Source organism: Nostoc sp. (assembly GCF_041747015.1).
In the GTDB taxonomy this organism is placed as follows: domain Bacteria; phylum Cyanobacteriota; class Cyanobacteriia; order Cyanobacteriales; family Nostocaceae; genus Nostoc.
The window spans coordinates 1-25,546 of the sequence record NZ_JBGTFY010000275.1; the positions used below are offsets into that span (position 1 = coordinate 1).

24 protein-coding genes and 2 pseudogenes are annotated in these 25,546 nt (G+C 40.1%); 13 read left to right on the forward strand and 13 right to left on the reverse strand.

The window, feature by feature from the left end; all coding sequences use genetic code 11:
* A pseudogene (locus tag ACEW80_RS22655) lies at positions 1-182 on the reverse strand (diaminopimelate decarboxylase); the annotation flags it as partial.
* A 273-nt stretch (positions 183-455) separates the two neighbouring features.
* Between ACEW80_RS22655 and rimI the strand changes: the two are divergent.
* Both rimI and ACEW80_RS22665 read left to right on the forward strand, forming a co-directional pair.
* Complete coding sequence (gene rimI, locus ACEW80_RS22660) at positions 456-1,007, forward strand: ribosomal protein S18-alanine N-acetyltransferase (RefSeq protein ID WP_373528753.1); 552 nt, start codon at positions 456-458, stop codon at positions 1,005-1,007.
* Between the two features lie 549 nt (positions 1,008-1,556).
* Entirely contained in the window at positions 1,557-4,025 is a 2,469-nt protein-coding gene (locus tag ACEW80_RS22665) for an ATP-dependent Clp protease ATP-binding subunit (RefSeq protein WP_373528754.1), read from the forward strand.
* A gap of 334 nt (positions 4,026-4,359) precedes the next feature.
* On the opposite strand, the pseudogene ACEW80_RS22670 reads toward ACEW80_RS22665, so the two are convergent.
* Positions 4,360-4,527 (reverse strand): annotated as a pseudogene (locus tag ACEW80_RS22670) (Bpu10I family restriction endonuclease); the annotation flags it as partial.
* Positions 4,528-4,590: 63 nt separating this feature from the next.
* On the opposite strand from ACEW80_RS22670, the gene ACEW80_RS22675 reads away from it, so the two are divergent.
* The 4 genes from ACEW80_RS22675 (at position 4,591) to ACEW80_RS22690 (ending at position 5,815) form a co-directional block, all read left to right on the forward strand.
* Complete coding sequence (locus tag ACEW80_RS22675) at positions 4,591-4,785, forward strand: type II toxin-antitoxin system HicB family antitoxin (RefSeq protein ID WP_373528755.1); 195 nt, start codon at positions 4,591-4,593, stop codon at positions 4,783-4,785.
* 15 nt (positions 4,786-4,800) lie between these two features.
* Positions 4,801-4,998: a type II toxin-antitoxin system HicA family toxin gene (locus ACEW80_RS22680; RefSeq protein WP_373528756.1), complete on the forward strand. Its 198-nt coding sequence runs from the start codon at positions 4,801-4,803 to the stop codon at positions 4,996-4,998.
* A 182-nt stretch (positions 4,999-5,180) separates the two neighbouring features.
* Entirely contained in the window at positions 5,181-5,453 is a 273-nt protein-coding gene (locus ACEW80_RS22685; RefSeq protein ID WP_335231386.1) for a hypothetical protein, read from the forward strand.
* Complete coding sequence (locus ACEW80_RS22690; protein ID WP_373528757.1) at positions 5,450-5,815, forward strand: clan AA aspartic protease; 366 nt, start codon at positions 5,450-5,452, stop codon at positions 5,813-5,815. Before ACEW80_RS22685 ends, ACEW80_RS22690 begins: the two co-directional genes overlap by 4 nt.
* A 180-nt stretch (positions 5,816-5,995) precedes the next feature.
* Here the strand turns inward: ACEW80_RS22690 and ACEW80_RS22695 are convergent, their stop codons facing one another.
* Positions 5,996-7,387, reverse strand: coding sequence for a DUF2079 domain-containing protein (locus ACEW80_RS22695; RefSeq protein ID WP_373528758.1), 1,392 nt, complete (start codon positions 7,385-7,387; stop codon positions 5,996-5,998).
* Between the two features lie 77 nt (positions 7,388-7,464).
* On the opposite strand from ACEW80_RS22695, the gene ACEW80_RS22700 reads away from it, so the two are divergent.
* Positions 7,465-9,033, forward strand: coding sequence for an ArnT family glycosyltransferase (locus tag ACEW80_RS22700; RefSeq protein WP_373528759.1), 1,569 nt, complete (start codon positions 7,465-7,467; stop codon positions 9,031-9,033).
* Between the two features lie 146 nt (positions 9,034-9,179).
* Here the strand turns inward: ACEW80_RS22700 and ACEW80_RS22705 are convergent, their stop codons facing one another.
* The 4 genes from ACEW80_RS22705 to ACEW80_RS22720 all read right to left on the reverse strand — a co-directional run bounded on the left by ACEW80_RS22705 (position 9,180) and on the right by ACEW80_RS22720 (position 15,566).
* Complete coding sequence (locus tag ACEW80_RS22705; RefSeq protein ID WP_373528760.1) at positions 9,180-10,445, reverse strand: hypothetical protein; 1,266 nt, start codon at positions 10,443-10,445, stop codon at positions 9,180-9,182.
* Between the two features lie 207 nt (positions 10,446-10,652).
* A complete protein-coding gene (locus tag ACEW80_RS22710) occupies positions 10,653-12,584 on the reverse strand; it encodes a DMT family transporter (protein ID WP_373528761.1) in 1,932 nt (643 codons plus the stop codon).
* Between the two features lie 68 nt (positions 12,585-12,652).
* Complete coding sequence (locus ACEW80_RS22715; RefSeq protein ID WP_373528762.1) at positions 12,653-13,960, reverse strand: mannosyltransferase; 1,308 nt, start codon at positions 13,958-13,960, stop codon at positions 12,653-12,655.
* Between the two features lie 298 nt (positions 13,961-14,258).
* Positions 14,259-15,566 carry a hypothetical protein gene (locus tag ACEW80_RS22720; protein ID WP_373528763.1) on the reverse strand — a complete coding sequence of 436 codons (1,308 nt, stop codon included), beginning with the start codon at positions 15,564-15,566 and terminating at the stop codon, positions 14,259-14,261.
* 442 nt (positions 15,567-16,008) lie between these two features.
* Here ACEW80_RS22720 and dxr point away from each other — a divergent pair, with 442 nt between their 5' ends.
* Positions 16,009-17,205 (forward strand): 1-deoxy-D-xylulose-5-phosphate reductoisomerase, encoded by a 1,197-nt coding sequence (gene dxr / locus ACEW80_RS22725; RefSeq protein ID WP_373528764.1) that lies wholly within the window; start codon positions 16,009-16,011, stop codon positions 17,203-17,205.
* A 175-nt stretch (positions 17,206-17,380) separates the two neighbouring features.
* Positions 17,381-17,719, forward strand: a complete 339-nt coding sequence (locus ACEW80_RS22730) for a hypothetical protein (protein WP_373528765.1) — start codon at positions 17,381-17,383, stop codon at positions 17,717-17,719.
* Positions 17,720-17,861: 142 nt separating this feature from the next.
* Here ACEW80_RS22730 and ACEW80_RS22735 read toward each other — a convergent pair whose 3' ends face one another.
* Positions 17,862-18,128, reverse strand: a complete 267-nt coding sequence (locus ACEW80_RS22735; protein ID WP_373528766.1) for a type II toxin-antitoxin system RelE/ParE family toxin — start codon at positions 18,126-18,128, stop codon at positions 17,862-17,864.
* Complete coding sequence (locus ACEW80_RS22740) at positions 18,125-18,334, reverse strand: hypothetical protein (protein WP_373528767.1); 210 nt, start codon at positions 18,332-18,334, stop codon at positions 18,125-18,127. The genes ACEW80_RS22735 and ACEW80_RS22740 overlap by 4 nt, the downstream gene beginning before the upstream one ends.
* A gap of 32 nt (positions 18,335-18,366) precedes the next feature.
* Between ACEW80_RS22740 and ACEW80_RS22745 the strand changes: the two genes are divergently transcribed.
* Positions 18,367-18,558: a hypothetical protein gene (locus tag ACEW80_RS22745; RefSeq protein ID WP_373528768.1), complete on the forward strand. Its 192-nt coding sequence runs from the start codon at positions 18,367-18,369 to the stop codon at positions 18,556-18,558.
* Between the two features lie 237 nt (positions 18,559-18,795).
* Positions 18,796-18,993, forward strand: coding sequence for a hypothetical protein (locus tag ACEW80_RS22750; RefSeq protein ID WP_373528769.1), 198 nt, complete (start codon positions 18,796-18,798; stop codon positions 18,991-18,993).
* Between the two features lie 4 nt (positions 18,994-18,997).
* Here ACEW80_RS22750 and ACEW80_RS22755 read toward each other — a convergent pair whose 3' ends face one another.
* Positions 18,998-19,501: an acyl-CoA thioesterase gene (locus ACEW80_RS22755; protein WP_373528770.1), complete on the reverse strand. Its 504-nt coding sequence runs from the start codon at positions 19,499-19,501 to the stop codon at positions 18,998-19,000.
* Positions 19,502-19,616: 115 nt separating this feature from the next.
* Here ACEW80_RS22755 and ACEW80_RS22760 point away from each other — a divergent pair, with 115 nt between their 5' ends.
* On the forward strand, positions 19,617-21,686 hold the full coding sequence (locus ACEW80_RS22760; protein WP_373528771.1) for a CHAT domain-containing protein: 2,070 nt from the start codon (positions 19,617-19,619) through the stop codon (positions 21,684-21,686).
* Between the two features lie 81 nt (positions 21,687-21,767).
* On the forward strand, positions 21,768-21,935 hold the full coding sequence (locus ACEW80_RS22765) for a hypothetical protein (protein ID WP_373528772.1): 168 nt from the start codon (positions 21,768-21,770) through the stop codon (positions 21,933-21,935).
* On the opposite strand, the gene ACEW80_RS22770 is transcribed toward ACEW80_RS22765, so the two are convergent.
* The 3 genes from ACEW80_RS22770 to ACEW80_RS22780 all read right to left on the reverse strand — a co-directional run bounded on the left by ACEW80_RS22770 (position 21,932) and on the right by ACEW80_RS22780 (position 25,530).
* Positions 21,932-22,276 carry a DUF1815 family protein gene (locus ACEW80_RS22770; RefSeq protein WP_373528773.1) on the reverse strand — a complete coding sequence of 115 codons (345 nt, stop codon included), beginning with the start codon at positions 22,274-22,276 and terminating at the stop codon, positions 21,932-21,934. The two genes, ACEW80_RS22765 and ACEW80_RS22770, sit on opposite strands and share 4 nt — an antisense overlap.
* A gap of 1,324 nt (positions 22,277-23,600) precedes the next feature.
* The gene (locus ACEW80_RS22775; RefSeq protein WP_373528774.1) at positions 23,601-23,813 is read right to left on the reverse strand and encodes a DUF2839 domain-containing protein; all 213 of its coding nucleotides are present in this window, start codon (positions 23,811-23,813) and stop codon (positions 23,601-23,603) included.
* A 172-nt stretch (positions 23,814-23,985) separates the two neighbouring features.
* Complete coding sequence (locus ACEW80_RS22780; protein ID WP_373528775.1) at positions 23,986-25,530, reverse strand: helicase C-terminal domain-containing protein; 1,545 nt, start codon at positions 25,528-25,530, stop codon at positions 23,986-23,988.
* Positions 25,531-25,546 lie beyond the last annotated feature (16 nt).

Genomic DNA, 25,546 nt, shown 5'->3' on the forward strand with positions numbered 1-25,546 from the left:
CCAAACTGCTCAACTAGGGTTGTGACATCACATCCACCAATTTCCAAGGAGTCATGATGATGAACTCTGGCAGTTAAAGGTAAAAGTTCCTGATTAGGCGATGGATTTGCCTTGGTGTTGCGCCTTTGAGGTAAATATTGACTTCCAGAATGTTGAACCCCAGTGGGGTGAGTCGATACCATAACTATAAAATTTGTCCTTGTTCAAATTAAGGGCTTTGAGTTCGTCTCTCGATTCCCAGTTTACCGAAGAAGAATTCAGAAGCCAGAATGGATTTTGGGCGATGGTTCCTGAACTCGTCGAGGTACTAGATGGAAAATCGAGCTTTAGAGCAAGCGATTTTAAACGCGCGTGATATTAAATTCTTTCCGTGACTGTTACTACTGACTTGACTGCTGGGGAATTCTGTCTTCTGACTCCTTTTCATAAAGGGTTTGTAATCTTATTCAATAAATGTGATCTCATTAAACTTAGAAATTCAATTACTGAAAATAGAGCATCTGAGTGCATTGCTGGAACTGGATCAAGCCTGTTTTGGCGGTTTATGGACAATGGAGGGCTACCAACGAGAGTTGGACAGTGCTAACAGCGATCTACTGGGTTTATTTTCCCCTGTCTCTAGTTCGACACTGCTGGGAATGGGTTGCTTTTGGTCAATTTTAGAGGAAGCCCATATTACAATTTTGGCGGTTCATCCCCAATATCACCGTCAAGGTTTAGGACAGGCTTTATTATATTCACTAATTAAGACAGCTTGCGATCGCGGCTTAGAGCGAGCGACCCTCGAAGTCCGAGCTTCCAACTTGGGCGCTATATCTTTATATCAAAAATTTGGCTTTCAAACAGCTGGCCGGCGTAAGCGCTACTACCAAGATAACGATGAAGACGCTTTAATTCTTTGGCTCCCAGATTTACAATACCCCAAATTTCAATCAACTTTAGAGCAGTGGCATTCCATTGTCTGCGATCGCCTAGACAAATCCTCTTGGCATCTGCTTTTTAAGTAATTGAGGATTATTAATTGTGATCCTGACAATTCAGATCGTCTGGAAAAGCCCACGAAAAACCTAACCCCCTTCCCGACGCGGGAAGGGGGAAAATTCAAAGTCTCTCTCCTTTTAGGAGAGAGATTTAGAGAGAGGTTTTTCAGATACCGTGAAAAGTCAGATGGCGATCAGCTTCAGCAAAAAAATGCAACTTTGCTGCGTCTCCTCTTATTTGAATATTTTATATAAGAAAAAAAACTTATAATAAAAAGTTATGTAAATTATTTTTGTTTGACATTCAAAAACAGATATGTTAAACATAAGTGTTTGGGATTGAGTAAAGAAACTCTCAAGATAAACACTCAGCAATTTGTCATAAATCCCAAAAGGGCTGGTGAACTAAAGCTCCTCAGTACACTAGTCCAGATAAAAGTAGTCAATAGTTAGTAATTAGCCAATCAACCCAAGTCATAGCTTCAGGATGTCTATAATCTGTTATACAGGCATCAAAAGCTTTGCCTGTGCTAAAATCAGCATACCGGCACGACCGCAGGTGATTGGAAAAATGCCATGTTTGAACGCTTCACAGAAAAAGCCATTAAGGTAATCATGCTGGCCCAAGAAGAGGCCCGCCGTTTAGGTCACAACTTTGTCGGAACCGAGCAGATCCTCTTGGGTCTGATTGGCGAAGGCACTGGAGTAGCCGCCAAGGTGCTGAAATCAATGGGCGTCAATCTCAAAGATGCCCGAATTGAAGTCGAAAAAATTATCGGACGGGGATCAGGCTTTGTTGCCGTGGAAATTCCGTTTACGCCACGGGCAAAGCGAGTTCTAGAACTCTCCTTGGAAGAAGCACGCCAACTGGGGCATAACTACATTGGCACCGAGCATCTGCTGTTGGGCCTAATCCGCGAAGGGGAAGGCGTAGCAGCCAGGGTGCTAGAAAACCTCGGTGTGGATCTGTCTAAGGTTAGAACCCAAGTCATCCGCATGTTGGGAGAAACTGCCGAAGTTTCACCAGGCGGTTCATCCGGGCGCACAAAAACCCCGACTCTGGATGAATTTGGCTCAAACCTGACCCAGATGGCAATGGATAATAAGCTCGACCCAGTGGTGGGACGCGCCAAGGAAATCGAGCGGGTGATCCAGATTTTGGGTCGCCGAACTAAAAATAACCCAGTGCTGATTGGGGAACCAGGGGTAGGTAAAACTGCGATCGCGGAAGGTTTAGCTTCCCGCATTGCCGCTAAAGATATCCCTGATATTCTGGAAGATAAACGCGTCGTCACCCTGGATATTGGTTTGCTCGTAGCCGGAACCAAGTACCGGGGTGAATTTGAAGAACGCTTGAAAAAAATCATGGATGAAATCCGCTCTGCGGGTAATGTCATTCTCGTGATTGATGAGGTACACACCTTAATTGGTGCGGGTGCGGCAGAAGGTGCTATTGATGCAGCTAATATCCTCAAGCCAGCTTTGGCCAGGGGTGAGTTGCAGTGCATCGGTGCTACAACCTTAGATGAATACCGGAAGCACATCGAGCGAGATGCAGCACTAGAGCGGCGTTTCCAACCAGTAATGGTTGGCGAACCTACAGTTGATGAAACAATTGAAATTTTATATGGTCTGCGCGAACGCTACGAGCAACACCACAAACTGAAAATCTCCGACGAAGCATTGGTAGCGGCGGCGAAGTTATCAGACCGTTATATTAGCGATCGCTTTCTCCCAGATAAAGCCATCGACTTAGTTGATGAAGCTGGTTCTAGGGTGCGCTTGATTAACTCTCAACTGCCACCCGCAGCCAAAGAGTTAGACAAAGAACTGCGTCTGATATTGAAAGAAAAAGATGACGCGGTGCGCTCCCAAGACTTTGACAAAGCTGGAGAATTGCGCGATCGCGAGATGGAAATCAAAGCCGAAATTCGGGCGATCGCTCAAAGCAAGACCAATGCAACTGGCACAGAAGGTGATGAACCTGTAGTTACAGAAGAAGACATTGCTCACATTGTCGCTTCCTGGACTGGGGTACCGGTGAACAAACTCACCGAATCTGAATCTGAAAAGCTGCTGCACATGGAAGACACCTTGCATCAGCGTTTAATTGGTCAAGACGAAGCTGTGAGAGCAGTTTCACGGGCAATTCGTCGCGCTCGTGTCGGTTTGAAAAATCCCAATCGACCCATAGCTAGCTTTGTCTTCTCTGGTCCGACTGGTGTAGGTAAAACCGAGTTGGCCAAGTCCTTAGCTGCATACTTCTTCGGTTCCGAAGAAGCGATGATCCGCTTAGATATGTCCGAATACATGGAGCGTCACACCGTCAGCAAGCTGATTGGTTCGCCTCCAGGTTATGTTGGTTATAACGAAGGTGGTCAGCTAACCGAAGCCGTGCGGCGGCGTCCTTATACCGTGGTGTTGTTCGACGAAATCGAAAAAGCCCACCCCGATGTATTCAATATGCTGCTGCAAATTTTGGAAGACGGGCGGTTAACCGATGCCAAAGGTCGCACGGTGGACTTCAAAAACACCTTGCTGATTTTAACTTCCAATATTGGTTCTAAGGTAATTGAAAAAGGCGGTAGTGGTATCGGCTTTGAGTTCTCCGAAGATGCCACCGAGTCAACTTACAACCGGATTCGCTCTTTGGTGAACGAAGAATTGAAGCAATACTTCCGTCCAGAGTTCCTCAACCGACTCGATGAAATTATCGTCTTCCGTCAGTTGAGCAAGCCGGAGGTGACACAAATCGCCGAAATTATGCTCAAGGAAGTATTTGGTCGTCTGACGGAAAAGGGTATCACCTTAGAAGTCACCGATCGCTTCAAAGATCGCTTGATCACTGAAGGTTACAGTCCCAGCTACGGCGCAAGACCGTTACGTCGAGCGATTATGCGCCTCTTAGAAGATAGCCTAGCAGAAGAAATTCTGTCTGGTCGGATTAAAGATGGCGATACTGCGATCGTTGATGTCGATGAAAATGGCGTTGTGCAAGTTAGTTCTGAACAGCGTCGGGAATTGTTACCCCAAGGTGTTGAGTAAGATTTAGGGTTTGGGATTTAAATCTCAAATAAAAAATTAGCAAACGGTAGAGTATTTATTGCTCTACCGTTTTTTGTGTTATTTGATAATTTGCTTATCGAAGTTTACGCCAAGCCGAGGTAGCAGTTTTAGTTCCTGGTACTATTTCAATAAGCCCCTGCTCTCTAAGTCTATTAAAAGCCGCTTTGATAGTACTTTCAGAGTCTACACTGGCGATTCTTCGTGCAATTTTGTTAGTTATATTTTCATGATCATTTAAGTATTCCATAATTGCTGATTCAATTGAATTTTTAAGATATTTTTCTTCATACCTAAATTCTCGGTCAGTGTTTTTCTACTGACGTAATACATAAATTTGGTCAACCTTGTACTTCCGAAGATTGACATCACTGGTCAGCTTAATCCACTCCATAAGTACAACATATAAACTATTTGGATTCCTTGCCTTTAAATCCTCTGCTGCTCGTGATGAGCCTTCGAGCATAGTTTTATCGAGATATGTCTTAGAGGATGAAGGTAGACTTTTAGCTGCGGAATTAGCCGCTTAGAACTTAATGCTAAAACTATGAAAATTTTCACTGCAATTGTTGAACGAGATTCTGATACAAAGCTGTATGTCGGCTATGTTCCCGGATTTCCTGGAGCGCACTCCCAAGCAGAAACATTGGATGAATTACAAGAGAATCTGCGTGAGGTGATTGAAATGCTTCTGGAGAATGAGGATTTAGCATTCGAGACAGAGTTTATTGGTACACAATAAATTGTGATTCAGTAGATGATGAGCAAGATCCCTATTTTGAAACCACAGGAGGTTGTTCGGATACTAGAAAGCTTTGGGTTTGTCGAGGTGCGTCAGAAAGGTTCGCATAAGCAGTTTCGCCACGAAGATGTCGAGGAACAACCGTACCTTTTCACAAAGGACGTGATATTTCACCTAGATTACTACGACAAATTGCAAGTGACATTGGTTTGACAGTTGAAGAAATGTTGGAGTAGCAGTCAAACTAATGCTTTGTTCTAGCAGATAGCTGAAACTTCTGGTGCTAAGTCTAGCGACATTATGAAAATGTTCTTTGTTTTTATCCTTGACTAAACTGCATTGGATTATAGCTAGGTAGTAGAATTAGTACACACCGTAAACCAAGGAGCAAGAAGGTGCAAGCCATACTTTTAAGCCGCGAGGAAGTTGCACGACGTGCAAAAGAACTATATGAAAACAGTATTCGTCAACAAGTGGAACGAGAAGAAAACATCGGTAAGATGGTGATTATTGATATAGAAACAGGTGAATATGCAGTTGATAAAATCGGTATAGAATCGGCGCGATATTTACGTAACAAAAACCCATTTGCTCGACTTTTTGGTATTCGCATTGGTTACAAAGTCGCTGTTTCCTTCAGTGGTGAAATGGAGCGCGATTATCGGTGATTTCTGGTATTGTCAAGAACGGACGCGCAACCGTTAATATTATATTTCGACTGCCCAATCAACCAGACTTTACTATTGAATTTGTGATCGATACAGGTTTTACAGAGTTTCTTTCCTTACCCCCAGCAGCAGTTACTTTATTGGGTTTTCCTTTTGTGTATGATATGTATGCAAATTTAGCTGACAATAGTAATGTAATCTTGCCAGTACATCAAGCTAACATTATTTGGAATGGAGAAGAACGGGAAGTGAATGTACTTGCTACAGGACGGCTACCTCTATTAGGTACAGCTTTAATTGATGAGCATGAACTTGTCATACAGTTTACCCTGGACGGTTTAGTAACAATTGATGAATTCTAGTTACTTTCTGGATATATCAACTTCCTATCAATAGCAATGAAAATTATTCCCGCAAGGGGTTGAATAGGATTTAAAATTTTAGCTTTATCGTCACCATGTAGATTGATCGGATAAGCATTAAAAGGTGTTCCAAATCATGGTCTTCAGTGATGTAGTTGAAGCAATTAAAAGTACTCTTTCTCAAACGATTTTGACAAACAAATACACATCATCACGCTGATATTTCAACTGAAATTCTTGATTATTTTTCAGTTGATTGACCAAGCTAGCAGCAAACTCCTGACTATTTGACCAGCTGGGATGACGGACATTCAGTAATATATAATTAAAAGTATTTAAATCAGCAGGTGGGGAATCGCCATTTGTAAATATAATCATTTTTCGGTTGCTTAAATGCGGAGAAATTTGGGCTGTGGTGTAAACACTTCCTTTAGTTTGAATCTGAGCGATCGCTTGTTTTGTAGCTTGCCAAGTATCTATAGATTGTAAGTATTTACCTCCAAAAAAGGTAAATTTTGCCAGACTTAAAAACCCTACTAATGACCACAGGATAATCGCTCGTTTATTTTGTAGCAATCCCCTACCTGCGGCGAGACTAGAAATTACAGCCAACAACAGGAATGGCAACGCTGGAATAGAGTACTGATATAACAAGTTTTTTTGAGGTGGGTAATCAGCTAGAATGTTGAGGGCTAAACAAGGAATAGCCCCTACCAAAGGTTTTATTCCTTGTGGGGAAAGCCCCCAAATCACAGGTGCTAGCAGCAGAACCAAATATTCCAGGTTATTCAGTAAAAAAACCTTTCCCAGTATCAATCCTGGCTGAAAAACTATATTTTTAGCAATGTCTAAAACTGAATTACCTAAATAGCTGTAACGTACCATTGCTGTTGCTTCTGCACTGTTGAAAAAAGGAATAACTATCTGAGTAGCAATCAAAAACCAGGACACACCAGCACAAAGAGCGATCGCACCATATAAACGCCGCTTTTCAAACAAGAGTAACCAAACTCCCATTCCAGCAACAGTGAGGGATAATACCTGCTTACATCCCAAGACCAGGAAAATACTTAAACAAAACCACCCTAGCTGACCTAATCGTGCTGCTAAAACCGCCGCTAAGAGTAGTGGTACAGCTATCACTTCCGGGTGAAAATCAAATAAATTGGCGTTAAATACCAACGGATGCAAGAGATACACAAATGCGATCGCTATTGCTTGGTTTTCCTTCAGTCCAGCTTGACGGGCTAGATGCCAAGTCGGCAAAGCGCCTAATGCCAAGGCAGCTGCCTGGACGGCAAATAACCAGTAAACACTGGGGTAGATTTTATAGAGTAAAGCCAAGGGATAGAAGATCCAAGCAGCATGATCGCCGAGAATATGAAAACCGATGAAAGAACTAATAGGCGGTTGCCCTTGACTAATTAAATAAACTGCCTGGTCAAAAATTCCTAAGTCAAAAGCGTTTGATTGAAACAACTCGTGTCGTAAGCTGCTGCACCCAAACAAAATTAAGGCACTCACGCCAATTATCCAACCAAGATAACCAAGCTGATTCAGTTTTTTCGTCATCCTATCAAAAAAGTATCCATCGTGAGTATTTTAGAGACATAATTAGCAATATTATTCACTATCATAATCAGCCCTAAATGTATCGCCCAAATATTGTAAAGCTATTCATAAACAGAACGATCATATTCCGAGAAAAAGAATGGTTATTTATCTTACTAGTAATATCTCTAGTTCTATGGTTGATATTTTTGGGGAACTCCCCTTTACGAGATTGGGATGAAGGTACTTACGCTCTAGTCGCCAGAGAAATTTACCGTACTGGTAACTGGCTTTATCCAACTATTCAGGGAGAACCATTTTTATTAAAACCGCCTTTGATGCAATGGTTAATTGCTTGGTGCTACCACTTAGGAGGAGTACAAGAGTTAACTACACGCTTACCTGCTGCGGTTTTAACTGCCTTGGGAGTGCCTTTGCTTTACTTGGTGGCACGTTTGGCTTTTAACCAAAGTTTACCGGCTCTATTTGCTGCTTTAGTTTACTTGACAATGTTGCCTGTGGTGCGTCATGGACGACTAGCAATGTTAGATGGGATGACTATTTCTTTTTTCTTGCTGTTGTTGTTTTGTCTTTTGAAGGCACGTCAGAACCGAAGATATTCTCTAGGCGTGGGATTTTGTCTAGGGTTAATTATTCTAACTAAGGGACTGATAGTTTTGCTGTTGGGGGCGATCGCCTGTTTATTCTTAGTTGCAGATCGACAATTGAATTTGTTGAAAAGTCCCTATCTCTGGGTGGGAATTTTGTTAGGAAATGCTCCAGCGATCGCTTGGTATATTGCTCAATGGCAACATTATGGTAATAGTTTCTTGGAAGTGCATTTTCAAGCACAAGCTTTTGATCGGCTTGTACAACCTGTTGAAGGTAATAGCGGGCCTGTTTGGTACTATTTATTTGAATTACTCAAATATGGTTTTCCCTGGCTATTGTTTTTGCCTGGAGGGCTTTATCTAGCTTGGAAAAAACGTCATCAGACTTGGAGTTCTCTAGTTCTGGTGGGCATAATTATTTACTTAGGAACTATTTCTTTTATGAGAACTAAACTCCCGTGGTATGTTATGCCTTTGTATCCATTTTTAGCTTTGGCAATTGGTGCTAAACTTAGCGAAATTTGGCAGTACGGCCATTTTCGAGTGCGAAGTTGGACAATATTTATGGCTATTATTTCTATTGCTGGTTTAGGAGGTTGTGTTTACTTTTTTATTAAAAAACAGCTTATTTTGATAGTCATGAGTATTGTTTTGGCAATAAGTATGAGTATCGCAGCATGGCTAATTAGACAGCGCGATCGCAACTTTATTCCAGTGTTATTTACAGGGATGTATTTAGTTTTAACCCTGTTGATGAGTTCACAATCTTGGATTTGGGAATTAAAGGAAGCTTTTCCAGTCAAGCCAGTTGCAGACTTAATTCGGGCAAATGTTTCACCAGGAACACAAATTTACACCTCATTTCCTTATAATCGTCCTAGTTTAGATTTTTATAGCGATCGCAAGGTAACTACTGCAACTGTGCCACTTTTACAACAAATGTTATCTAATAAATCTTATTTGCTATTAGATAATGAGGCTTTACAGCAAATCAATTTAACTGGTAGTAAAATTATAGGAGCAACTAACGGATTTACATTAATTACCAGAAATTAATTATACCAACGAATATTGGATGATAGATTACCTTGCTATTAGCGCTGATCAGATCGTCTAGTAATTTAAAGCCACAGATCCCCAACTTCTCAAAGAAGTCGGGGATCTTATTTATCGTTAAACGACCAATGAATGATCTTATCAGCTTAAGCTACCCAAAAATCGCGGGCAAATCGAATAGAAAATGTAAACATTAGTATTCCAAAAAAGCACATAATTGGGTATCCCCAACGAGGATAACGGGCAAGTAATAACCCGAATGCCATTGACAGCGATATAATACCGTAAGCGTAGCGTTCAGATGAGGCTGTAATCCCAGTATTTAAAATTAAAGCCAAGCCAGAAAACCCATAGGCAACAGTAACAAGGGGAATTTTAGCCCGTGAGAACCATAGTAAATAGATCCCACCAAAAACTAGTGCAATTTTAACTAATTCATCTCCTGTCAATAACCATAACAATAGCCATAAAAAATATAATCCATAGCAGAATTTAATCATTCCCAGATGTAAACGAAAACGCCATAACAAACAGCCGCTAACAATAATTATTAAAAATAATAACGGATGCAAAGGCTCTTTAATATAGCCAGATTTAAAATTAGTGAAACCTATCGTAATTTGCATCAGCATCTGCCACCAACCCTGCCAAGCAAACCCTGTTGCATCACCACGCCACGCTTTTTGTGCATGGATGAAAGCCAAAGCATCGCCAAATTGAATTTGACAATAAAGACTGTACAGAGATATACCAAAACCAACAGTTAAACTGGCAATATAAGCTTTTATGCCTCTACGTTCTTTCCAAGAAACAAACAGAAAAGCAGGGATGAGAGCGACTCCAGGTAGTCGCGTTGCTGTAGACAATGCTCCCCAGAATGCTGCCCAAATATATTGCTTTTTATCAAAAGCTCTTAAGGCAGATGTGGTACACAACAAAAACAGACCTTCAGTGTAAATTACGGTTCCATAAAGGGAATAGGGACACCATGCTAAAGTAGCTGTTGCCCATCGTGCTGTGCTTGTGCCGTAAAGCTCTTGTACCCAAAAATAAAGTATAATCAAGGCAGCTAAAAAAGCCGCATTATTAACTAATATACCTGCCTCTTTAAAAGGCAAGCCGATAAACATAATTATCCGGCTTAACAATGGAAATAAAGGGAAAAATGCAACTGCGTGCATTTGCTTTACGTCACTAGAAAAATCGTAACCAGAAGTCACAATTCTCTCATACCAAACACTATCCCAAGCATGAAAAACATCCCAACTAAAGGTGGCAGCAACGCCAGATGATGAAGTTGGAAACAATGGGGCAATCAGTAACATAGCGATGGCTATTATAAGCCTACTAGACAGCCACATTGCTATGACAAAATAGAAACCATTCGCTAAAATTTTTTTCTTTATATTCATCTTTGCAGATAGATAAATGAACTTTTGATTGATTTTTTATAAATCATGTCACAATTTCGCACAACAAACCAGAGTGTAAAACTTAAGAGGTTATTTGAAAAGTATTTGGCTGTGATTTTGATGCTTTTTGCGTAGGCGGACTACCCTGTGGGAAGGCTTTGTCTACGTTTGTGTATGTAGTATTGGGCGAATATAATTCGCCCAATACTACAATGCCTCGTCCGTTACTTGAACAGTGGATTGACTAGATTGAGCTAGATAGATGCCTACTAAAATTACGGCAAAAGTCACCCAGTCAAACAAACTTACCTGTTCTGAAAAAATGAACCAAGCAAAGATGGAGGCCAGGACTGGATTGAAGAGAAGGGTAACGGCGACAACGCCTGACGAAAGTCTGCTGAGGCTATAAGTTACAAGTCCCTGACCCAAAACTTGGCAGAATAGAGCTTGAAAAATGATTAAAAACCACCCCATCCCAGAATAGGGAAACAATCTATTTTCGATGAATGGGAGGACGGGCAACAGAAATATTGTAGTGACTCCACAACGCCAGAGCATGATGGTTGCGGTAGTAAATCGGGTTTGGAGTTGTTCTATCAGCAGCAGATAGGTGGCAATAAAAATCGCGGTTAGAAGGGCTAGCGCATCACCCAGTATTTGGCTAGTCGCAAATTGCATCTTATGAACTTCAAAAGCGATCGCTCCTAAAAGCGCTATGACCATACCAATAATAAATCTGTTATCGAAGCGCCGACCAAATAACAGATACCCAGCCGCCGCAACGAATAAGGGATTTAAATTAGACAGTAAAGCCACGTTAGCAACGCTAGTTTGACTCAGCGACCAAGCCCACAACAAAAGGGAGATGGTTGAAGCAGTTCCCATTGCCAACAATAACCACACATCCTTTTTTGTAAAAGGCTTCTGTTCTATAAGTTGATGATCAGATTGTTGGCGGCGCAAAGCCTCAAGTCCGTTCCACAGCCCAAAGACAACTGTGGCAATCCAACTGCGATGAAATCCTACGGCATTTGCACCAATTTCTTGTTCGGACAATTTTGCTAGAGATGGTGCCAAAGATATGGGAATTAGGGCAAAAAATAATGAGATAATTCCTAGTAAAGCAGGTGTTTCGGAGAACTGCTGCTTTAGTAATGACAGTTTGGCTGTCATATTTTTAACGAAAGTATTAACAATAGTTTTGACTGATTCCTGGAACGGGTAATTAACGGCAGTTTGGCTAGATATGGCTAAGTATAGACCGATTAAAACTACAGCAAAACCTACCAAATTAAAAAAACTTAACGCTTCCGAAAATATTACTAGAGCGAAAATGCCGCTAAGTACTGGCTCTAACAGATGCACCAAGGAGACAACCACAGAGGAAAACTTGGCAAGGCTATAGGTCAAAAGTCCGTGACCGAAAACTTGGCAGATCAGAGCTAGGGAAATCACCCAAAGCCACCCATTGATTGAAGAAGGAAAAAGTTGATCTTGAGTAAACAAAAGTATGGGGAAGATGACTAGAGTACCGATCGCACAGATCCACAACTGGATTGTGGCGGAGGTAAATTTGGTTCGCAATTTTTCTACCAAAAGCAGGTAGACACCCAAAAAAATCGCCGAAACGATCGCAGCGAAGCTTCCTTGAACTTCGTCAGTGGCAATTTGCATCTCCTCAAATTCAATGGCGATCGCTCCTCCAAGGGCGATCACCATCCCAATCAAAAATTGGCGCTTCATCAAGTGACGAAATAACAGCCACGTTCCTAAGCTGGTAAATATGGGAGCGAGATTATGTAAAACACCAGAGATGGCGACGCTAGTTTGAGTCAACGACCAAGCCAAGAATACCAAAGTGGCAGCCCAAGAAATACCAGCACTTACCAATAGGTAGAGATCCTGGCTGGTGTAGACTTGTTGTTCTACAGGTTTGTCTAAGACAAATCGCTGTTGTATTGCCTTGTATCCCTGCCAGAGCAAGAAAACCATACTACCAAGCCAAAGGCGATTGAATACAGTTGCATTGGGGCTGAGTTCAGTTTCGCCCAATCTCACGAAAATAGAACCAAAAGATATGGCACCTACACCGACAAATAATGAAGCGATCGCTATCTTCGTTTGATTGGATACATTCATTAGGAAATTTAAATTCAACCTCTTACCAATAAATAATCAACTAATATTAATTAACTGTTTTTTGCCTTTTAACCGAGCCATTGGTCTTTTCCATAATCAATCCATTGTTGCACAAGAGCGATCGCGGATACAATAATCACAAATAACAGGTTTTTATATTTTCTTTTTCCCGGAAAACAACAATACAAATATCCTAAAGCTAGAAAAAAGAAAGGTCCTGCAAATATATATCTGCCTAAACTCGCTAGGCGGTTTTGTGTGACAAATACGATTAAAGCATTTATTACTGAAAAATATATACAGAACCAAAATAGATAATTACTTTGTAAGCTATTTGTAAATTTAGAGGTAATTATCTCCTTTTTTGCACCTCGCCAATAATTCAACATATACGCTAATACTAGTCCGGGCGGATATATTATTAAGATATCCCAAATAAATATTTTTGGAATAAATACCAATAGTTTCTGGTTTTTAGATTTCCAGTATATTACGATAAATGAAATTATTAGAATTAAAATTGGCAGATATAAACCTAATAAATCAAATAAGGGAGATTTAGGTAAAAATAGCAGGTCTAAATGTAATCCTAATGTTTTACCCCATTGTTTTTGATCGTGGAATGGTGCAAAAAAATCTCCTCTTGATTGCAGACATGAAAATCCATAAATAGAATATCCTAATATCGTTGAAATAGATATTGCAATAGTTTGGAAAATATTACTTTTACTTAGTTGTTTTGTTAGCAAAAATATTGTCATTAATGAGAATAAGCAAGCAAAAATCATTTGAACTAATATCGGACGAGTTAAAGCCATTAAAATACTAAGAACCGATAGCAGTATTAATTTGATTTTCTCATTTAATTTGTTTTCAGGTGAAAGCAACCATATCAAAAAAATTCCCAGTAGAGAAAACAAGCTTTCTGTGTAGCCTATAACGCGAAAAATCGCCATAGGGTTCACGGTGTAAGCAAGAGTAATTACTAATGCCAAATATTGATTTTTTAAAGCTTTTTTAAATACCCAAAATACTAGAGGAGTAGAGATGCAAAAAATTGCTGTAGCTGTAATTTTAAAATAATTTGCATATTGTTCTAGAGTTTGGGGATAAAATAGGTGAGTAATTATAAAACCCCAAAAAGGATAAAAAGCAGTACAAGCATTATTCAAAGCCATATTTGCATAATGATCTATATCCCAATAGTAACTTTTTTGTGGTAATTGAGGAGGAATTGTACGGGTTAGCTGAGTGGGTGAAAAAAACTTATAAAAACTATCAGGGGAAATAAGCATACCCACAATAGTGCAAACAATAAAAGCAATAAAAATAATTAGATAAGGTGTTAAATATGTGAAAAATTTTACTTTCTTCATTTTATGAATTTATCCTTATCTCTATTTAGTAAATTTTAATTCAATTTATTAGTAATAAATAATCAACTAATTGATGAAATCCTCTAAAGTAAATAGGTAAGAATAAATCAAATTAGATTATGTAATGTAAAATTCCTGAAATTCGTTTGTAGTAAGCAGCTTCAGTCCTTTTATAAAGTCTGAAGCCGCTTACTACAAACCGAGTGGAAAAATTTATCGTTGGGATAAAGCAGGAGGGAAGAAAGTTTTCACTAAGTTTATCTTTATTTATATAGTTAGGTTTTATTGTGCCTACCTACTAACCAACCCAATGCTCTTGGGCAAATCCTACAGCTATTTTGGCTAGTAATGTCACAAAGACGCCCAAAATTAAATATCCCTGACGAGGATGGCGAGATAGCAGCACACCAATGGCTATATTTAGAGGCACAATACCGTAGGCGAGACGGCTTAAGGAAATAGTACCTCCAGAAGCTAGCAGCAAACCAATCCCGCAAAAGCCATAGATAACTATAACTGGGCTCAGTTGAGTGCGTAAACGCCACAATACATAGCCACCACCCAAAATCATCACCAAGTTGAGCAAGTTATTAATCCACTGTTCACTCACCAGAATTAACAGAAATAAAACTAAAGCATAAAAGCTATAGACTAATTTTACCGAACTAAAATGTTGACCCAAGCGCCATAAAAGATAGCTACTAGCAACAATCACGCCAAATAACAAGATATACCAAGGGTCTTGAATCCCGCCAGAGGGGTTTTCAACCCAACCATATTGCCAATTCTTTGTGCCAACTAGAATTTGCATGAACATATTTAACCAACCCTGCCAATCAAACCCCAGAGTTGGTCGCCATCCCCGTTGTGCTTCAATAAAAGCTAAAGGGTTGCCAAAATAGATCGCACAATACAAGCTGAACAGGAGTATGCCAATACTGGTAGCAAAACCAGCAATATAGGCAATGGGTGGTCTGCGTTCTTTCCAAGCTGCGATCGCTAATGCCAGAATTAGTGCCATACCTGTGGGACGTGTTGCTGTCGCCATTGCGCCCCAAAGAGTAGTCCAGCCATACTGTTTTTGATCAAAAGCCCGCAAAGTCGCCGTACTCAAAAATAAATACAACCCCTCTGTATAAATCACTCCCGTAAACATCGACGATGGATAACAGGAAACTACAGCAATTATCCACTGCGCTGCATTGATGCCATAATCCTCTTTGATCCAAAAGTACAAATAGTAAAGCGCCGCGAAAAATGCCAGGTTGTTTACCAAAATGCCTGCTAATTCAAACGGCAAGCCCAACTTCATCAAAACCCAGATGCTTAAGGGAAACAGCGGAAAAAAGGCGAGATTATGTTGCTTGCCGTCATTCACAAATTCATAGCCAGAAATTGCGATCGCGCGATAATGTATACTATCCCAGGCGTCAAAAACCCCCCAGCCAAAGTGAGGCAAAAATTCTTCTGCTGATAACGGTAGCTTTGGTGCAACCAACAACATAGCTGTCCAGATGAATATTCTGCTGACAAGCCAGATTGCTGGCGGAAACAGGAAATCATTTTTCCATAAAATTTTTCTGATAACTATCTGAACTTTGACCATAGGCTTGAGTGCTTCAACAAACTCCTTTATCCATACTTTTATCTCTGAATGCAGCACGGCAATTTATGAGTAAAATTTTGCATATTAAACCCTCTACCAAACATAAATAAGTAACTGAACAAATTGGCAATTACTTGAAAGTAGTTTCTATTCGGTTGTTTTTACCAATTCTCTCAGCATTTATGGTTAAAAATATACTATTTATCAATAGAATTTTGTTTAGTAAAATGAAAATTCAGTAATTGGCTACACGGAGAAATTTTCTTTACCTCCGCCCGTTTCCATCCAGTTCACCAGTCGCCTCAAGTCTTTGCCGCAAATCGGCTCAACCCAGGGTGCTAGTTTACAGCGTCTCCCCTCAGTGTATTGATTTAATGATTGGTGTTATTAAAGAGTCCTAAGCAATTTATAGTGGGAGTTGTTTGTAAATCCTTAAGCAATTGTGAAAGCGATTACTCTTCTTGGTTCCACTGGTTCTATTGGTACTCAGACTTTAGATATTGTCACTCAGTACCCAGATCAGTTTCGGATTGTAGGATTGGCAGCTGGCGGCAATGTCGAAATGTTGGCTGCTCAAATTCGGCAGTTTCGACCGAAAATAGCAGCAATTTGCTCAGAAGAGAAATTACCAGCCCTCAAAGAAGCGATCATTGGCCTCGATCCCCAGCCGATTCTACTGGCAGGTGAGGCCGGAGTGATAGAAGTCGCTCGCTACGGCGATGCCCAAACGGTTGTGACTGGGATCGTTGGTTGTGCTGGCTTGCTACCCACGATCGCAGCAATCGAAGCTGGTAAAGACATTGCCTTAGCGAACAAAGAAACCTTGATTGCTGGGGCACCTGTGGTTCTACCCCTAATTGAAAAACATGGTGTAAAATTACTCCCAGCCGATTCCGAACATTCCGCAATATTTCAGTGTCTGCAAGGTGTTCCCAAGGGTGGCTTGCGGAAAATTTTGCTCACTGCCTCTGGTGGAGCTTTCCGAGATTGGGATGTAGAAAAGTTAGCAGATGTAACCGTTGCTGATGCCCTGAAGCATCCTAATTGGTCGATGGGGCGTAAAATCACTGTAGACTCTGCTACTTTGATGAATAAGGGATTGGAAGTGATTGAGGCTCACTTCTTATTTGGATTGGATTATGACGATATCGAAATTGTTATTCATCCCCAAAGTATTATTCACTCGCTAATTGAACTGCAAGATACTTCAGTTTTAGCCCAACTTGGTTGGCCAGATATGCGCTTACCTTTGCTATATGCTCTATCTTGGCCCGATCGCATCTATACTGACTGGCAACGATTAGATTTGGTAAAAGCTGGAAATTTAACTTTCCGTGAACCAGATCATCAAAAATATCCTTGTATGCAGTTAGCTTATGCTGTGGGTAAAGCTGGTGGTTCGATGCCGGCTGTGTTGAATGCCGCAAATGAGCAAGCTGTGGCTCTATTTTTATCAGAAAAAATTCGGTTTTTAGATATTCCCCGGTGTATCGAATCGGTGTGCGATCGCCATCAAAATGATAACTGTGCAAATCCCTCTTTAGATGACATTTTGGCAGCAGATAAATGGGCAAGAAAAGAAGTTTTAATAGCGACTGAAAAGTTAGAAACTCACGCGCGGATAATTTCTCTGCGCTAAAAACCTTTACTCAGATACCCAAAAGGCAGATTTTCTGGCTTTTAACCAATTCTTGTTTAGCCTTCAGTTTAATGCTGAAGGCTATGCTTGAAGACTATAAAATTTTACTTAGGCAGATTGGAGAAAAATTTTATAAAATCAGTTAAAAGTCAAATATATACTTTGGTTAAGAAACATGAAATTATCTTTTAAAGATATTCAGTTTATTATTGAAGCGATTGATAACTTAATAAAAATATATGAAAAACGCCTAAATAATGAAAATATAGATGAGGATGAGATATCGGATATTGGAAATGATTGTATGTTTTTAGAGACACTTCATGTAGATTTGAAAAATAATTTAAGTAAAATTCTACTACAGAATCAAAATAGTTTGCAATCAGATTTACTAAATTTATCTGCACAGGACTTAAAGCAATCTGTTGTGCAATTACCAATTAGTCAGCGTTTGGTTTTAGTAGATGCGATTACCGAATCAATTAGGCAAGAATTATCGCTTATTCAGAAGTAAGTTCTGTGATGTTGAAATTCCACATTATATATGTGATGTCTACAGTTGTAAACTACGCACTTTGCACAAAATAACCAAAATATGCAGTTTACCGCCGCTGGCATTGCTATCTCTTCAACACATTAAAGCTTCTAAACTGTGATTAAGGAAAATATCTGTAAATATCCTTTCTTTGCAATGCTCGAACAAAAACAATTACACCATCAGAGATTGTTAACCCAATTCTGTAGTCCCCAATTCTAATACGATAATAATCACCATCAGTTTTAAGTTTTTTAATATTGTTAACTCCTCCCAGATTTTCGGCGTTTTCCACTTCTTCAATTACGGCTTGTATTCTTTGCTGCAAAGTTTGATTTCTGATTTTGCTCAAATCTTTTTCAAAGCTCTTTTTGAACTCAACATTCATCCTTTATTTCCCAAAATTTTAAAAATTGCCTCCCTGCTGACTGTTTCTGTATCCTCACCTTCTTTAATGGCTTTTTCTAAAGCTATATCTTCAATAATTTCTGCTAACAAATCAGCAAATACTTCTTTCTGTTCTTGGATAACTTCGGTGAGTGCGGTTTTAAATAGTTGCTTAATTTTTTCTTCATCAAAGTTAAGTTCTCTCATATAATTTCCTTAAGCTTTGAATTGATACTAGCATGGCGATCGCCCTTCAATACCACAAACGCAATAATCTCGTTAAGCTGTATGCGATGCCTACGGCTGTAAACTACGCACCCTTGGCATCAACCTTAATAAATGCGTCAGTGCTAAGTTCCAAGCGGACAGGGTACGCCAATGCGATCGCCCAGCTTAAGGAAGTCATCAACAAATTGATCCAAAAATATTAAGAGAAAAAATCTTTTCAGGAAGTTTGCCAAATTGCCAAATAAGTTGCCTGAAATCGAAATTATTGTCTTATTCTCGTGTAAAATATTTTTGGAATACTTACGCGAAAAAGCCCAGTTTTAGTTAATACTATTAATTGAGTATAATAGCTTGTCTGGCAATAATTTTTAGCAGAAAAATTTACCCTTTCTGAATAAACACATTCTCAGACAAGGGCAATTATTAAGGAATTAATATATATGATTGCTATGCTGATTTTGGCTTGGATCGTCTTCATAATATTGTGGAAATTGCTGAAAGCAACCGTGAGCACTGCATTGACTATTGCCGCAATCCTTGTTTTATTAAATATCGGTTTTGGCATTACTCCGCAAGATATATGGCACAAGGTAACGCAGTTTGCTCAAACTCTATCTCAGATCCAAAGTGGCAAGTAGAAAATTAAAAATTATTATTTAATGCTGAAATCTTAGCCAACGCATCTTTAACACTCGCTGGTAACTGACGCATAATCTTGCCTCTTTCCCGATCTAAAGCTACTAAAGTCACTTTGGCAGTGACGTACAATTGTTGTCCATCAATTGAGACAATGGCATAATCCCAATTGATCCGGACACCAGTCACCTCAGCCATGCGCGTTTTTACCACCACTGCCATACCAAATTGAATTGAACGGTGATAACGCACCGACAGTTCTACAACTGGTAAATCGCAACCTATAGCGACTAAATCAGCAAATTCAATCCCTATAGAGCGTAAGCATTCAATCCGCGCTTCTTCCATCCAAGCTATATAAGAGCCGTGCCAGACAACACCTGCATAGTCAGTGTGGTGGGGTTGCACTCTTACAAGATATTCAAACCAATTCCCAAATTCATGACTTGTTGGATTGTCAAGAGCGCTGGTTGGTGGTAGTTTTGCTTGGCTGGGTTTTTCTTCTGACATCTTTAAGTTTCTCAATATTATAAATTTTTCATATCTGGAATAGCATAAAAATTAACTGCATTGCACCACTTCTTGATTTAAGATTTAAACTCCCAAGTATAGGGAATATTTGGTTATGCAGCCTAATCTTCGGTATGTTAATGTTGTTGCTTTGACTTTACTTAGTTTACTAGGTTTGGGGCTGACCTATCCAGACAATAACCAGGTAAGCACAAATGCCAAGTTGAAGTATGACTCAGGACAAAAAGCTCAGGCTTCATCCAAGAACAATAGTCAATTAGAAATTGAAAGGCTTAACGAAGAGGCTATCAAAAAATCTCGGCAAGGTCAATATACAGAAGCGGTGCAGAGATTGCAAAAAGCATTAGCCATCAGTAGAGAACATGGAGAACGTTCTTGGGAAGCCGTAACATTGAACAACATTGGCAGAATCTACCAAAGTCAAAGAAAGTATCCCGAAGCACTTCAATCTTATCAGCAAGCTATATTAATTAACAAAGAACTTGGGGATCTCGTTCGACTGGGCAAAACCTACAGTAATATAGGTTATTTATTCGATATCCAAAACAAACCAGGGTTAGCAATTTTTTTCTACAAACATTGCTTGATTAATCGTGAAAAAGCTCGCTTGAACCCATCAGCACTAAGTGCGCCACAACCAGACGCTTACAGCATCACTGTTAGGCAGACATATCGCATTTTGGGTGAACGGTTACTTAAACAAGAACGTGTTGCGGAAGCGCAACGGACAATAGATTTACTCAAAGTTGAAGAACTAGAAGAATATCTTCAGAATGTGCCAGGTAATAAACGTACTACCAAAGGTATTAATATAGCAGTCAGAGAAAAACCAATTAAACAAAAGTTGGATAAAACCCTGGATAATGCTGTTGTTCTAGGTAAAGAATTAACAACACTACGTAAAATTTCTCCTAAAGAGCGATCGCTCCAACAGAAACAACGTATCGAGCAATTAGTGTTAACTCAGCAGCAACTCCTGGATGAATTTAACGAATTTATCGATAGTCCCTTAATCAAAGCACAGATAGACCAAATTAGCCGTACAGCTAGGCGGCAAAATTTGGATTTGGATAGTCTCAACGAACTTCGGGATGACTTGGCGCGACTACCTCAAAAATCTGCACTACTTTACCCACTAATTTTAAAAGATAGCTTGGAATTGGTACTAGTAACTCCTGATTCTCCACCAATTCATCGCAGCGTTGCTGTCAAACGTGAAAATCTCCATCAAACAATTGTTGCTTTTCGCCAAGCTTTAATAAATCCCAGTCAAAATATCAAAGTACCTGCACGCCAATTGTATAACTGGCTAATTAAACCGATAGAAAAAGACCTGAAGCTCTCAGGTACACAAACTCTGATTTACGCTCCAGATGATCGGTTACGCTACATTCCTTTGACTGCTTTATATGATGGCAAACAATGGTTAGTGGAGCGCTTTAGTGTCAATCACATTACATCTGCCAGTTTGACTAATTTAAATACCCCAAAACAATCTACATTGCGGGTTTTAGCAGCTGCTTTTACTAAAGGTAATTATCAAATCAAAGTTGGTAATCGGCAGGTTTCTTTCGCTGGTTTACCCTTTGCAACACGGGAAGTAGAAAGTTTAGCAGCTGCGGTTCCTGAAACTACGAAGCTTTTAGACGACGCCTTTAGCCCCAGAGTCACTGTACCCCAAATGGACGATTATACAATTGTGCATTTAGCGACTCATGCAGCCTTTGTGGTAGGCAAACCAGAAGATTCGTTTATTTTATTTGGGAATGGCGATCGCGTTAACTTTAGAAATATCGCCAGTTGGTCACTCCCCAATGTGGATTTGGTAGTGTTAAGTGCCTGTGAAACCGGCTTGGGAGGCAAGTTAGGTAACGGTGAAGAAATTTTGGGCTTTGGCTATCAAATGCAACAAACCGGCGCTAGAGCCGCGATCGCCTCGTTATGGTCTGTAGATGATGGTGGTACACAGGCACTAATGAGTGCTTTTTATACTACCCTATCCTCAAAGGGATTAACTAAAACAGCAGCCTTACGACAAGCTCAAATCTCGTTAATTACCGGAAACTGGAAGACCATAAATGATCATACACCCGTAACGGCAGTTACTAACTTTAGTCATCCGTACTATTGGGCACCATTTATTTTGATTGGCAATGGACTTTAAGTGTTGATCGTTCTCCACCTGTGCCAGAGGATGCCAATCTTCAAGTTTGTGGCTGATGCCTAAGGTTGATTTGGTTTGGTAATGGCGATCGCTGCTGCCAAAATTCTAGACATGATGCATATACAAAAAATATGCGATAAGCTAGACACCAGCCAATCACTTAATGGTAATGAGCGATCGCTAACTAAGCCACCATTACCAATTACCGATAATCAATTTTTAATTTGCGATCGACCTCTGAAACCTTAATACTTCTTAGCAAGAGTTTTAGAGCCTGTATCTACTTGCACGAATTGCTTGACAAGATTAGCCAATTCGTCTAGTTGGCTAATTGCCTCCGCACCCTCTAACTTCATTAATTCGCGGTCATCCCGCATTTCTGTCCAAGTAATCCCGTAATCGGACACTAAAAACCGAATCAGGTGGTTATCACCCAAGCTAACCATAAATGATGCACTATTCATTTGGTTGCCACAGGTGTAACAGGACGCAAGATACCCGCGTCGCTCTAATACAATTGCCAAGGCTTGCAGGTTCATTACCAAGTCTTGGACAAATTGTCGATGTTGATGTGCTAATCTTAGAAACACTTTGCCCTCCAGACACCACAGTTATTTGAGTTTCTTTTATATTTTCTTTAGATTTTCTCATCCACTGGTATTGTAAGCTATTCACTACAATTAGCAGATAAATGATATTGAGTCGTTAATTGACTACCTTATTTAGGGTAGTAGATCAAGGTTTTGACCGCCGTATCAAACTATTCAGTTTGTAAATTTAAAATTTCGGACAGAATTGCTAGATTTAACTATATCTTTATACACTTCTGTTCAGAGTAGATTCTTCTAGGAATCGATCCGCTTTAAGAGTAACTCAAATCTAGCATTAGTCAACTACAGAAAAGTTCCATATTGGGTTTTTCTCAATTATGTTTAGCCAAATTCACTACTTGTGGAGGCTCTAACATAGATTTACTGCATTATGCTACATATTGCTTGGTTATTTGTTATGTAAGCTTTGTAACGTAGATTTTGGTATAGACAGATGATGAAGTATACCAAGTCAATGCATTGTGTACATAGGAAGTTAAATAGATGACAGTAAAAATTTGAGATTCAGGAATAGTAGTATAGTAGTTGCAACTTTTTATACAAGTTACATCTAACTAAGAGAAAAATTGGATTTTAGAGTCAATAAATGAATAGACTCAACACTGACAATAACTAAACTCAGGGTAGCAATGTTGCCATTTAGGCAATATTTTCAGATATGTTGGAATCTAGAAAGTTGCATTAAGGCATAGAGAATTTCATTTTGAGACGAAAGTAGCCAAGCGTAAAAATCCCTTGGAAATACACAAGGGTATATCCGTTTGTTTAGGTAGGATCTGGGTAAATACTACAAAGGGGTTTAGTTCCTGAGCTTTTGTTAAAACTCAGCATTGCATGGAATCTCTAGTGTAGCGAGTATCTAAAGGGCAAGACAGTCTATTTTGATGAGTTCTATTAATCAATAATATTTAAAATTTAAATAGTGTCTCTCTGACAAGAGTCGTAACTAGGACTAGCCCTTTCAAGATGGGTAAAAATTTTGGTTAAAAAACTACTCTTTAATCCAATACCGTTCAGTTAAGCCCAAAATCCTTGGTAGAGACGCGAAATTTCGCGTCTCTACAGGTCTAAAATCAGTACCAAAAATCCTTAACTGAACCGTATTGCTCTTTAATCTCTTTTCTCTGCGTCATCTGTTGTAGGGGCAATTCATGAATTGCCCCTACAGCGCGGATTTATTTACCATCAAAGTAATGATTAATCAAAGCCTGTACAGTGCGTAAGCCCCAGTAACTAATATCTTGAATAAATCAGTATACGTGGGGTTTCGTCCGCTAAATATTTACAAATTTATTGGATTTTATCAGACTACTTGCCACCAACCGAAAGCTGGGCCGATAAAACGGATAGTTGCCCATCCTACAACCATCAGGCCAATGCCTATCCAGGCACCGCGACTAGTCCAAGTAATAAACAGTTCGGCTTGAGTTTTTGTAATGGGAACCCAAGACAAGATCCGAGTATCTTGACCGTATGTTTCCCCTAGTGCGGTTTTACGACGCTTTGCTTCACCCATAATCAGCAATTCAAACTCTACTTAGGTTCTAAATCTAGCTTGCCAGAAATCATGGCTATAGAGAGGCGGTGATTCACATCTCTAACTATAAATTGATAATAGTACTTGTTTTTAGCCGATCGCACTTTGGTTGACAAAATTTAAATAGAGCATTGGGCATTGACAAATGACTCTAGGCAGAATTTTCTTCACTAGTATTAGAAAACAGACTGGGATCGAGATAGTTAATGCGTGCCAGAGGACTTAAAGCAGAGAGAATTTGAGCGCCGTAACTACGGTTAACGACACGACTATCAAGTAAAGCCACGATCCCTTGACTTTCTCTGACTGGAGCGATCGCCCGTTGTAATTCATTCAAAGCGGCTGGCAACAAGTATAAACGGAACCAATCTTGATGCGATCGCTTATAGTAACCTACCCTAGCAGCCACCAGGGGATTTTCTAAAGATGGTAGGGGCAAAGTAGCAATAATTAACAGATGGGGTGCGGGTAAGACTCGTTGATGTTCTCGCCAAAATTCCCAACCGCTAACCAAAATACCATTTTCATCCAAACAAGTTTTTTCTACTTGCACCCGCGAACCAAACTCTGAGGCCAGAATTGTCGCAACTTGAGACTTGAGTGGCACATCCCCCACCAAGACAACCGTTAATCCTGGTGCTGTAGCACTGAGACAAACCAGCGTGCGAACTTTGTGAATAAATGCCGCTTGAAATTCTGGTGTATTAGGTAGAGGAAATTTATAGGGTACATACAATTGAATTGCTTCGGCTTGACTTTCCGAAGAAAACTTCAGACAAGTTAAATCGTCCAAACCCAAGCGTTGCCGGAAAAGGGGAGCCTCAGTTTCCGATTCTATAGCGCTGCCAATTAAAACTACTGGTTGTTGCTGCCATAAGGGTGAGAGTAGTTTCCCTAATTCAATTGGGGCGTAGTGCAGAGAAAATAAACCTTGGCGATGAGCAATAGTTGCCCAGAAGAGAGGGGGAGAAAGATTTTCGTCAAGAATTTGAAATTGTTGCCAGAATTCTTTCCAAGGTTCTGGGAGGTTAGCTTGATCTAAAGCCAAATACAGACGACTCAAAATTTCTATTTCTGGCTGGGAAATTAGATAGCACCCATAGGGATTAGTCGGATGCCGAAAAAGTTCGTGTGTCAGTTGTATCCGGGCTTCGCTAATTGCCTCAGCTTGGTTTGGACAAGCTAGCATCAGTTGATCCCAATCATGGGGTTGAATATCTTGAGTGAGCTGATGCCGCACCCAATCTTCGAGATCATCTACCCCATCAATAATTGTTGGAATATCTTGGGGAAAGTGATCGCCACCAGCAAATTGTCCTTTTAACCAAGCTTCTGGAGAAGTCAACAGTAGCCCTTGAAACTCAGCATCCGGCCAAGCGTCACCTGTCCTAATCGGTTTGTTGGCTGGTAGCCACTGCTGTAACCGAGGAATTTCCACTCGCAGCAGGAGTTGTTGCACTTCTTCTTGAGCAACAATGATTACAGGGCCATGCCACATCAATGCTGATGCGATAAAACTAGTACGATACCGCCCTTGATATCCACAAACCGCCCCTACTTGAATTAAGGCACTACGTCCCAGGCGCAAGGCGCGTGCTACCAACCGTGCCATCGTCAAATGATGGGGCCAGGAAGGGAACCCCGCTTGCGATCGCAAAAAGTTATGTAGTGACAAATGAACTTCTGCCTCAATCACACGCTTTTAATTCCAT

Bases quoted from the DNA above. Each gene is read 5' to 3' on its own strand.
- ACEW80_RS22665 (WP_373528754.1), top strand. From the start codon at position 1,557: ATGTTTGAACGCTTCACAGAAAAAGCCATTAAGGTAATCATGCTGGCC.
- ACEW80_RS22675 (WP_373528755.1), top strand. From the start codon at position 4,591: ATGAAAATTTTCACTGCAATTGTTGAACGAGATTCTGATACAAAGCTG.
- ACEW80_RS22680 (WP_373528756.1), top strand. From the start codon at position 4,801: ATGATGAGCAAGATCCCTATTTTGAAACCACAGGAGGTTGTTCGGATA.
- ACEW80_RS22695 (WP_373528758.1), bottom strand. From the start codon at position 7,387: ATGACGAAAAAACTGAATCAGCTTGGTTATCTTGGTTGGATAATTGGC.
- ACEW80_RS22700 (WP_373528759.1), top strand. From the start codon at position 7,465: ATGTATCGCCCAAATATTGTAAAGCTATTCATAAACAGAACGATCATA.
- ACEW80_RS22705 (WP_373528760.1), bottom strand. From the start codon at position 10,445: ATGAATATAAAGAAAAAAATTTTAGCGAATGGTTTCTATTTTGTCATA.
- ACEW80_RS22710 (WP_373528761.1), bottom strand. From the start codon at position 12,584: ATGAATGTATCCAATCAAACGAAGATAGCGATCGCTTCATTATTTGTC.
- ACEW80_RS22715 (WP_373528762.1), bottom strand. From the start codon at position 13,960: ATGAAGAAAGTAAAATTTTTCACATATTTAACACCTTATCTAATTATT.
- ACEW80_RS22720 (WP_373528763.1), bottom strand. From the start codon at position 15,566: ATGGTCAAAGTTCAGATAGTTATCAGAAAAATTTTATGGAAAAATGAT.
- ACEW80_RS22730 (WP_373528765.1), top strand. From the start codon at position 17,381: ATGAAATTATCTTTTAAAGATATTCAGTTTATTATTGAAGCGATTGAT.
- ACEW80_RS22735 (WP_373528766.1), bottom strand. From the start codon at position 18,128: ATGAATGTTGAGTTCAAAAAGAGCTTTGAAAAAGATTTGAGCAAAATC.
- ACEW80_RS22740 (WP_373528767.1), bottom strand. From the start codon at position 18,334: ATGAGAGAACTTAACTTTGATGAAGAAAAAATTAAGCAACTATTTAAA.
- ACEW80_RS22745 (WP_373528768.1), top strand. From the start codon at position 18,367: ATGGCGATCGCCCTTCAATACCACAAACGCAATAATCTCGTTAAGCTG.
- ACEW80_RS22750 (WP_373528769.1), top strand. From the start codon at position 18,796: ATGATTGCTATGCTGATTTTGGCTTGGATCGTCTTCATAATATTGTGG.
- ACEW80_RS22755 (WP_373528770.1), bottom strand. From the start codon at position 19,501: ATGTCAGAAGAAAAACCCAGCCAAGCAAAACTACCACCAACCAGCGCT.
- ACEW80_RS22760 (WP_373528771.1), top strand. From the start codon at position 19,617: ATGCAGCCTAATCTTCGGTATGTTAATGTTGTTGCTTTGACTTTACTT.
- ACEW80_RS22765 (WP_373528772.1), top strand. From the start codon at position 21,768: ATGGCGATCGCTGCTGCCAAAATTCTAGACATGATGCATATACAAAAA.
- ACEW80_RS22775 (WP_373528774.1), bottom strand. From the start codon at position 23,813: ATGGGTGAAGCAAAGCGTCGTAAAACCGCACTAGGGGAAACATACGGT.